The following is an 8,850-nucleotide window of genomic DNA, read 5'->3' on the forward strand; positions in this document are numbered from 1 at the left end:
CCCACCCGCGAACGCGCCGAAGCCGACCTGGCCCGCCACGGCACCCGAATCCGCCCCGAACAACTCAGCGGGCTCGCCGAGCAACTCGACAACGCCCTCAACCCCGACGGCAACTACACCGACGAGGACCGGGCCCGGCGGCGCGGGCTGATCCTGGGCGCCCAGGGCCCCGACAAGATGTCACACCTGAGCGGCTGGATCACCCCCGAACTGCGCGCCACGATCGAAGCCCTGTGGGCCAAACTCGCCGCCCCGGGCATGTGCAACCCCCTCGACGAGCACCCCTGCATCGACGGCACCCCCACCCAGGACGCCATCGACAAAGATGCCCGCGGGCCCGCCCAACGCCAGCACGACGGCCTGCTCGCCGCACTCCGCGCGATCCTGGCCTCCGGGAAGCTGGGCCAACACAACGGGCTTCCGGCCGCCATCATCGCCACCACCACCCTGGCCGAACTGGAAGCCGCCGCCGGATGCGCCCTGACCGGCGGGGGCACCATCTTGCCCATGAGCGATGTCATCCGCCTGGCCCGCCACGCCCATCACTACCTGGCGATCTTCGACAAAGGCAAAACCCTGGCCCTCTACCACACCAAACGCCTGGCCTCCCCCGCGCAAAGAATCGTGCTCTACGCCAAAGACCGCGGCTGCTCAGCCCCCGGCTGCACCGTGGGCGGCTACTACAGCGAAGTCCACCACGTCACCGACTGGGCCACCTGTCGATGCACCGACATCGACGACCTCACCTTCGCCTGCGGCCCCCACCACCGCCTCCTGCAACCCCGCGGCTGGACCACCCGAAAAAACACCAACGGCGACACCGAATGGATCCCACCCCCACACCTCGACCGCGGCCAACCCCGAAAAAACACCTACTGGCACCCCGAAAAACTGCTACGCGCAGACGAAGACGATGACGCGGCATAGCGGCAGCGTTGCGTGCCTACAGCAGTTTCATCTGCTCGGGCTGCGACTCGACCGGGTCGAGCAGTTGCGGTCCGTTGTTGCGGACGTTGTTGACCAGCATCGACACCTCGCGCATGCAAATGCCGTGGACGTCGGGCGTCCGTGCGAGCAGGTCTTCGTCGGCCGGGGCGTCCGGGTCCAGCCAGCGGTCCCAATCGCGTTCGGGCACCACCAGCGGCATCCGGTCGTGAATCTCGCCGAGTTCTTCGGGCGCGTCGGTGGTGATGATCGTGCAGCTCAGCAACGGCGGCGCGTCGTCGGCCGACTTCCAGACCGACCACAGCCCCGCCATGAACAGTGGCTCCCCGTCGGAGCGGTACATGTAGAAGGGCGTCTTGCGCGACTTCTGGCCCGCCTTCGGGTCGTTGACCCGCCACTCGTAGTAGCCGTCCATCGGGATGAGGCAGCGCTTGCTCTTGGCGCTCGACCGAAACGCCGGCGAGGTGGTGATCTTGTCGGCGCGGGCGTTGATCAGCATCGGACCCTTGGCCTGCGGCGCCCCGTCGGGACCGGGTTTGACCCACGGCGGCACCAAACCCCAGCGCATCGATCGCACGCGGCGGGTCGGCTCGTCGTCGGGTTCGCTGTGCCGTGTGACGACGGTGGCGATGCTGGTCGTGGGCGCCACGTTGTAGTTGGGCGCCGCAGCCCCCGCCGTCGTCGTGACCTCATCGATCGCCTTGATCTTCTGGGCCAGCAGTGCCGGATCCGTCGTGACCGCAAACCGTCCGCACATGACTCCCATGGTGGCAGAACCGACGACAGGCGATGATGGACCGGTGAGCACCCAGCCGTGGCCCGCCCCCCACGCGACCGCACCCGTGCATGCGACCGTGACCGTCCCGGGATCGAAGTCGCAGACCAACAGGGCGCTGGTGCTGGCAGCGCTGGCGGCCGCGCAGCATCAGGGCTCCTCGACGATCAGCGGGGCGCTGCGCAGCCGCGACACCGACCTGATGATCGGGGCCCTGCGCACCCTCGGCCTGCGCGTCGACGGGACCGGGTCCGAACTGACGGTGAGCGGCAAGGTCGCCCCGGGGCCCGGCGCGCGGGTCGACTGCGGCCTGGCGGGCACGGTGTTGCGTTTCGTCCCGCCGCTGGCCGCGCTGGCCGATGAGGTGGTCGAGTTCGACGGCGACGAGCAGGCCCGCACCCGGCCCATCGCACCGCTGCTCGACGCGCTGCGCGGGCTGGGCGTCCGGATCGAAGGCAGCGGGCTTCCGTTCCGGGTCCACGGCGGCGGAGGCGTCGCCGGGGGCACCGTGGCCATCGACGCGTCGGCGTCGTCGCAGTTCGTGTCCGGCCTGCTGTTGTGCGCGGCATCCTTCCGCGAGGGCCTGACCGTGCAACACACGGGTTCGACGCTGCCGTCGGCCCCCCACATCGCGATGACCGTGGAGATGCTGCGGCAGACCGGGGTGGACGTCGACGACTCCATTCCCGATCGCTGGCGGGTGCGGCCCGGCGCGGTGACGGCCCGGCGCTGGGAGGTCGAGCCGGACCTGACCAACGCGGTCGCGTTCCTGGCGGCGGCGGTGGTCACCGCCGGAACGGTGCGCATCACCGGCTGGCCCGCGGCCAGCGTGCAACCGGCCGACCACCTCCTGAAAGTGTTGGGTGCACTCGATACCGTTGTCACCCAATCGGATTCAGTGCTGGAGGTGCGTGGTTCGGCGGACTATCCCGGTTTTGACGTCGACCTGCGCGCCGTCGGCGAGCTGACGCCGACGGTGGCGGCACTCGCGGCGCTGGCCGCGCCGGGATCGGTGTCGCGCCTCTCCGGCATCGCGCATCTGCGGGGCCACGAGACCGATCGGCTCGCCGCGCTGCGCACCGAGATCAACCGCCTGGGCGGCGATTGCGCCGAGAGACCCGACGGGCTGGTGATCACCGCGACGCCGCTGCACGCCGGTACCTGGCGCGCGTATGCCGACCACCGGATGGCGATGGCCGGTGCGATCGTCGGGTTGCGGGTGCCCGGGGTCGAGGTGGACGACATCGGCGCCACCACCAAGACGCTGCCGGAGTTTCCGCAGCTGTGGGCGCGCATGCTGGAGCCCGGCGACGATGCGGGCCGCGGTGGCGGCCCGAGGAGGAGTCGGGCAATCGGGGAAGAGCCCGGCGACGATGCGGGCCGCGGTGGCGGCCCGAGGAGGAGTCGGGCAATCGGGGAAGAGCCCGGCGTTTGAGGCGCGGCGATCTCGACGAGTCCGACGTCAAGGTCCGCTCCGGAAGGGGATCGCGACCGCGAACCAAGACCCGTCCGGAGCACGCCGACGCCGAATCCGCCATGGTGGTCAGCGTCGACCGCGGCCGCTGGGGGTGCGTGTTGGGCGGCGACCCCGCTCGCCGGGTCACCGCGATGCGGGCCCGCGAGCTGGGCCGCACTCCGATCGTCGTCGGCGACGACGTCGACCTGGTCGGCGACCTGTCGGGGCGGCCGGACACCCTGGCCCGCATCGTGCGCCGCGGGGAACGCCGAACGGTGTTGCGGCGCACCGCCGATGACACCGACCCCAGCGAGCGGGTGGTGGTCGCCAACGCCGACCAGCTGCTGATCGTCGTGGCGATGGCCGACCCGCCGCCGCGCACCGGCCTGGTCGACCGCACGCTGATCGCCGCCTACGCCGGCGGGCTGAAGCCGATCCTGTGCCTGACCAAGACCGACCTCGCCCCGCCGGAGCCGTTCGCCGACCAGTTCGTCGACCTCGAGCTGACGGTGGTCGTCGCGGGCCGCGACGACCCGCTGCTCGCGGTGGCGGACCTGCTCGCCGGCAAGATCACCGTGCTCCTGGGGCATTCCGGGGTCGGCAAGTCCACGCTGGTGAACCGCCTGGTGCCCGAAGCGGCGCGGGCCGTCGGTGAGGTGACCGAGATCGGCAGGGGCAGGCACACTTCCACCCAATCACTGGCGCTGCCCCTGCAGGGTTCCGGCTGGGTGATCGACACCCCGGGCATCCGCTCGTTCGGGCTGGCCCACATCGAGCCCGACGACGTGCTGATGGCCTTCGCGGACCTCGCCGACGCGATCGGCGACTGCCCGCGCGGCTGCGGGCACATGGGGCCGCCCGCCGACCCCGAATGCGCGCTCGACGCGCTGACCGGGCCGGCCGTACGCCGCGTGGCCGCGGCGCGCCGGCTGCTGGCGGCGCTCCATCAGGCCTGACGGCCCGCCGAGGGTGCGTGTCTGCACGGCGACAGGCCGGACGGGCCGTACATGTGCGCACCCTCGCGGTCACTCGGACCGGGCCGGCCGCAACGCGCCCGGCGCGCCGTCGGGGACCGCGGGGTTGACCGGTGCGACGGGCGCGACGCGCACGTAGGGCGAACCCAACGGCGGCCGCGGATCGGGCTCGCCCTTGTTCGGCCACAGTGCGGCGGCGCGCTCGGCCAGTGCGGTGATCGTGAGCGACGGGTTGACGCCCAGGTTCGCGGTGATCGTGGACCCGTCGATCACGTGCAGCCCGGGGTGCCCGTGCATGCGGTGGTAGGGGTCCACGACGCCGTCGGCCGCGGTCTCGCCGATCACGCAACCGCCGATGAAGTGACCTGTCATCGGGATGTCCGCCAGGTCGGCCCAGGCGCCGCCGGGGATGCCGTCCATGTACTCGGCCGCACGCCGGGCCACCTCGTGGCCCAACGGAATCCACGTCGGGTTCGGCTCGCCCACGCCCTGCCGCGTCACCACGCGCCGCCCGAACGGCCCGCGCCGCGTATAGGTGGTCAGGGAGTTGTCGTGGGTCTGCATCACCAGCAGCGGGATGGTCTGTTCCGACCAGTTCCTCGGGTTGAGCAGGCGGGTCAGGTCACGGCGTTGGCGCACAAGCTCTTTCATCCCACTTCGCCAACGCCTGCCGCCATCCAGCCCGTCGACCAGGACGGTGCCGAGCAACCCCATCAGATTGGAGTCGTGGCCGTAGCGGCACGGCTCCACATGGGTGTGGCCGTCCGGGTGGATCGACGACGTGATCGCCACGCCCTCGGAGTAGTCGACGTCGTCGCCGCGCGCCCGCACCGCGAGGATCGCCTCGGAGTTGGTGCGCGAGAGCTCCCCGAGCCGGGGCGAGACGTGCGGCAGGCTGCCGCGGTCGCGCAGCCGGTGCAGCAGCCGCTGGGTGCCCAGGGCGGCGGCCGAGAACACCACCTGCTGCGCGGTGAACGTGACGCGTCGCCGGCGCAGCTTGGCGTCGGTGCGGCGGGCGAGGACGTCGTACCCGCCGTCGTGACGCGGCCGCACGTCGACGACTGTGGTCAGCGGATGCACTGTCGCACCGATCTTTTCGGCCAGATAGAGGTAATTCTTGACCAGCGTGTTCTTGGCGTTGTGCCGGCACCCCGTCATGCATTCGCCGCAGTGCAGGCACGCCTTGCGGTCCGGGCCGGCCCCGCCGAAGTACGGGTCACCGACCGCGGCGCCCGGCGCGGCCTGGTCGCCGTCCGTGCCGCCGAAACACACGCCAACCGGGGTGGCGTGAAACGAGTCGGCGATGCCGAGGTCGGTGGCGACCTGCAGCATCACCTTGTCCGAGGGCGTCATCCGCGGATAGGTCGCGACGCCGAGCATCCGCTTGGCCTGGTCGTAGGCGGGCGCGAGTTCGGCGCGCCAGTCGGTGATGCCGCTCCAGCGGGGGTCGGCGTAGAAGGGGTCGCGGGGCTCGTACAACGTGTTCGCGTACACCAGTGAGCCGCCGCCCACCCCGGCGCCGCTGAGCACCACGGCGTCGGAGAGCAGGTCGATCCGCTGGATTCCGTAGCAGCCGACGGAGGGCTTGAACAGGTAATCGCGCACATGCCAGCTGTTCTTGGCGAAGTCTTCGTCGCGGAAACGCCGGCCCGCCTCCAATACGCCGACCCGGTAACCCTTTTCGCTCAGCCGCAGCGCCGTGACGCTGCCGCCGAATCCCGAGCCGATCACGAGGACGTCGTAGTCGAACGACGCCCGGGTCACGCACCGACCTCCTGGGTGGCGGAGGCGGGGAGGACTTCGTCGAAGTCCGCGAAGCTCACGGTCTGGGTGCGGCGCTGGTACTCCCGGACCAGGCCCGGCCAGTTGGTGGTGACGCGTCCGGAGGCGGCGCGGTACCAGGACTCGCACGCGGTCCACACGCCGGCATCCAGGCGGGACTGCACCTCGGCGTCGTAGGCCTGCTCCACGGCGGGCCGCACCTCGAACGCGCCGGCCATGCCGCTGTGGGCCAGCCTCTCGACGATCTGGCGGATGTAGCGGGCCTGGTGCTCCATCATGAGGATGATGGAGCTGCTGCCGAGGTTGGTGTTCGGGCCGTAGATCAAGAACATGTTCGGGAAGCCCGGCACCGCCATCCCCAGGTGGGCGCGCGCCCCCTCGGCCCACTGCGAGTGCAGGTCGCGCCCGTGGCGACCGGTGATCGTCATCGGGGCGAGGAATTCGGTGGCCTTGAACCCGGTGCCGTAGACGATGACGTCCACCTCGTGCAACCGGCCGTCGGCGGTGCGCACGCCGGTGGCCGTCACCTCGGTGATCGCGGCGGTCTCGACGTCGACGTTGTCGCACGCCAGCGCCGGATACCAGTCGCTGCTGAACAGCACGCGCTTGCAGCCGATCGGGTAGTCGGGGGTGAGCTTGGCCCGCAGCACCGGATCCTTGATGTGGCGTTGCAGGTTCGCCGCCGCGACGATGCCGATCAACCGGGCGAGCGGGGCGACCCGGGTCAGCGCGAGCCCGAAGAACTCCGAGATCTCCCAGATCAGCTGCCGCATCGCGGCGGCGAAACCGGGCACATTGCGGAACGCGGCGCGGTGCACGCCGGTGTAGGCGCGGTCCGGCTTCGGCACGACGTAGGGCGCGGAGCGCTGAAACACCGTGACGTACGCGGCGACCCGGCGAATGCGCGGCACGAACTGGATCGCCGACGCGCCGGTGCCCAGCACCGCGACGCGCTTGCCGGTCAGGTCGACGTCGTGGCGCCACTCGGCCGAATGGAAGGACGGCCCCGCGAAGGCGTCGAGACCGGGGATCTGCGGCAGGGCCGGCCGCGACAGCTGGCCCACCGCGGGCACGAGCACCTCGGCCTCGAGCACCTCCCCGGACGAGGTCGTCACCCGCCACGTGGCGGTGCCGTCGTCGTAGCTGGCCGCGGTGACCTCGACCCCCGTGCGCACCAGGTCACGCAGACCGAACCGGTCGGCGGTGTCACGGATGTAGCCGAGGATGTCGGGCTGCTCGGCGTAGCGGCGACCCCAGTCCGTCTTGCGGGAGAACGAGTAGGAGTACAGGTTCGACGGCACGTCGCAGGCGGCGCCGGGATAGGTGTTCGCCCGCCAGACGCCGCCGATGTCCCCGGCTTTCTCCAGCACCGTCACGTCGGCGAGCCCGTCCTTGGACAACTCGTAGGCCGCGGCGAGGCCACCGAAGCCGGCGCCGATCACCAGGGCGCGGGGACGACGAAGAGGCATACCTCACAAAATAGGAGCACGCGGGGCCGATCGCCCAGGCGATTGCGGCCGCAAATCGATGATTCCGGCCACGGGGGCCGGGTTCGATGCGCGCCCCGGTTCAGACGGCCAGCGAGCGCGCGCGGGGCGCCACTTTCCGCTGATAGCGCGCGGGTGTTGTGCCCGTCCACCGCTTGAACGCGGCGATGAAGCTGGTCGCCTCGGCGTAGCCCAGCCGCAACGCGACGTCGTCCACCGAGAGTGCACCCGTGGCCAACAGCTCCTCCGCGAGCACCCGGTGGACCTCCTCGGCCAGGTCCCTGAAAGTCGTGTTCTCCTCGGCGAGACGCCGCCGCAGCGTGCGCTCACTCATCGCCAGCTGCCGGGCGACGCCGGAGATCGTGTGCGGTTTGCCGTCGATCGACGCCAGCCGTTCGCGTACCCGGCGGGCCACCCCGGTCCGCGTTCGACGGCGTTCCAGCAGCGCGTCGCACTGCTGTTCACACATTGCCACGCTGATCTCACTGGCCTGGGGTAGCCGGTCGTCGAGCAGCGCGGCCGGCCAGGAGGCCACCGTGACCGGCGAGTGGTATCGCGGCGTCACGCCGAACACCTGGCGGGCCGCCGCATCGCCCGACGCCGGCGCCGGACCCGCGAACTCGACCGACGCGAACGGGACGGTCCTACCCAGCGCTTCGGCCATCACGCGGGCGATCGCCGCCAGGTCACGCCGGGTGAGGAACTCCGCGACCGGGCCGGTCAGGTCGGGCAGGTCGAGCCGCAACGCCGCCAGCGGGCCGTCCACCGTGACGCTGGGCAGGCAGAATCCGTAACTGAGCTCGTAGAACCGGGCCGCGAACCGGACGGCGTCGCCCAGCGTCGAGCTGGTCAGGCAGGCGAAGCCGAAGATGCCCAACGATCCCACGTGATAGCCACTGCCCACGCGCACTCCCAGGTTCGCCGGGTCCCCCAGCCGGTCCACCAGGTTCGTCGCGACCGCCAACTCCTGGCGTCCGGTGATCATCCGCTGGTGGTCGCGCAGGTCCGCTTCGCACAGGCCTGACCCGTCGAGCACCTCCGCGGCCGCCAGCCCGTTCTCGCGACCGAACTCGGTCATCAACGCGGCGCTGGCCGTGTTCCGCGGGAAGTCCCAGTGCGAGACCTGTTGTCCGGCGAAGACCTTCACGAATCCCAGTATGGCCGGACGTTTCCCGCGGCCAGGTCAGGCGGCGGACGCGTCGTCGACGCGGCTGGCCGCCTCCGCGGCGGTGCGCTTACCGCGCCGCCATCCCCGCACGGTGGCGATGGCGGTCTTGAGCCCGCGTCGGCGCCCGGTAGCCGGATCGGTGCCGGCGAAGCCGGGCTCCAGTTCGGCGAACATCCGCTCGCTGCGGGTCTCCGGCGCGTCGTCGGCGCTGTCGCGCAGGTACTTGTCGGGCAGCGACAGCTTGGCCAGCGTGCGCCACGTCT

The 8,850-nt window shown here is 71.2% G+C and carries 6 protein-coding genes and 2 pseudogenes; 3 read left to right on the forward strand and 5 right to left on the reverse strand.

What is annotated here, in order from left to right; genetic code table 11:
• Positions 1–927 (forward strand): HNH endonuclease signature motif containing protein (locus tag AC2VOR_RS18310; protein WP_486964265.1); only part of this gene is annotated, 927 nt, incomplete at its 5' end.
• Between the two features lie 16 nt (positions 928–943).
• On the opposite strand, the gene AC2VOR_RS18315 is transcribed toward AC2VOR_RS18310, so the two are convergent.
• Positions 944–1,702 (reverse strand): SOS response-associated peptidase, encoded by a 759-nt coding sequence (locus AC2VOR_RS18315; RefSeq protein WP_369740067.1) that lies wholly within the window; start codon positions 1,700–1,702, stop codon positions 944–946.
• A 43-nt stretch (positions 1,703–1,745) separates the two neighbouring features.
• On the opposite strand from AC2VOR_RS18315, the pseudogene aroA reads away from it, so the two are divergent.
• Together aroA and rsgA are read left to right on the forward strand one after the other, a co-directional pair.
• Positions 1,746–3,089, forward strand: a pseudogene (aroA, locus tag AC2VOR_RS18320) (3-phosphoshikimate 1-carboxyvinyltransferase); the annotation flags it as partial.
• Between the two features lie 62 nt (positions 3,090–3,151).
• A complete protein-coding gene (rsgA, locus tag AC2VOR_RS18325) occupies positions 3,152–4,132 on the forward strand; it encodes a ribosome small subunit-dependent GTPase A (RefSeq protein WP_369740071.1) in 981 nt (326 codons plus the stop codon).
• 69 nt (positions 4,133–4,201) lie between these two features.
• Here rsgA and AC2VOR_RS18330 read toward each other — a convergent pair whose 3' ends face one another.
• The 4 genes and pseudogenes from AC2VOR_RS18330 to AC2VOR_RS18345 all read right to left on the reverse strand — a co-directional run.
• The gene (locus tag AC2VOR_RS18330) at positions 4,202–5,914 is read right to left on the reverse strand and encodes a GMC oxidoreductase (RefSeq protein WP_369740073.1); all 1,713 of its coding nucleotides are present in this window, start codon (positions 5,912–5,914) and stop codon (positions 4,202–4,204) included.
• Positions 5,911–7,401 carry a flavin-containing monooxygenase gene (locus AC2VOR_RS18335; protein ID WP_369740074.1) on the reverse strand — a complete coding sequence of 497 codons (1,491 nt, stop codon included), beginning with the start codon at positions 7,399–7,401 and terminating at the stop codon, positions 5,911–5,913. Before AC2VOR_RS18335 ends, AC2VOR_RS18330 begins: the two co-directional genes overlap by 4 nt.
• Before the next feature lie 100 nt (positions 7,402–7,501).
• Positions 7,502–8,566: an AraC family transcriptional regulator gene (locus AC2VOR_RS18340; protein ID WP_369740076.1), complete on the reverse strand. Its 1,065-nt coding sequence runs from the start codon at positions 8,564–8,566 to the stop codon at positions 7,502–7,504.
• A gap of 36 nt (positions 8,567–8,602) precedes the next feature.
• Positions 8,603–8,850: pseudogene (locus AC2VOR_RS18345) on the reverse strand (fatty acid desaturase); the annotation flags it as partial.

It is taken from the genome of Mycobacterium sp. TH-M103 (assembly GCF_057473785.1).

What these genes read in the sequence shown, in the direction of transcription:
- AC2VOR_RS18315 (WP_369740067.1), bottom strand. Translation starts at nt 1,702, where the DNA reads ATGTGCGGACGGTTTGCGGTCACGACGGATCCGGCACTGCTGGCCCAG.
- AC2VOR_RS18335 (WP_369740074.1), bottom strand. Translation starts at nt 7,401, where the DNA reads ATGCCTCTTCGTCGTCCCCGCGCCCTGGTGATCGGCGCCGGCTTCGGT.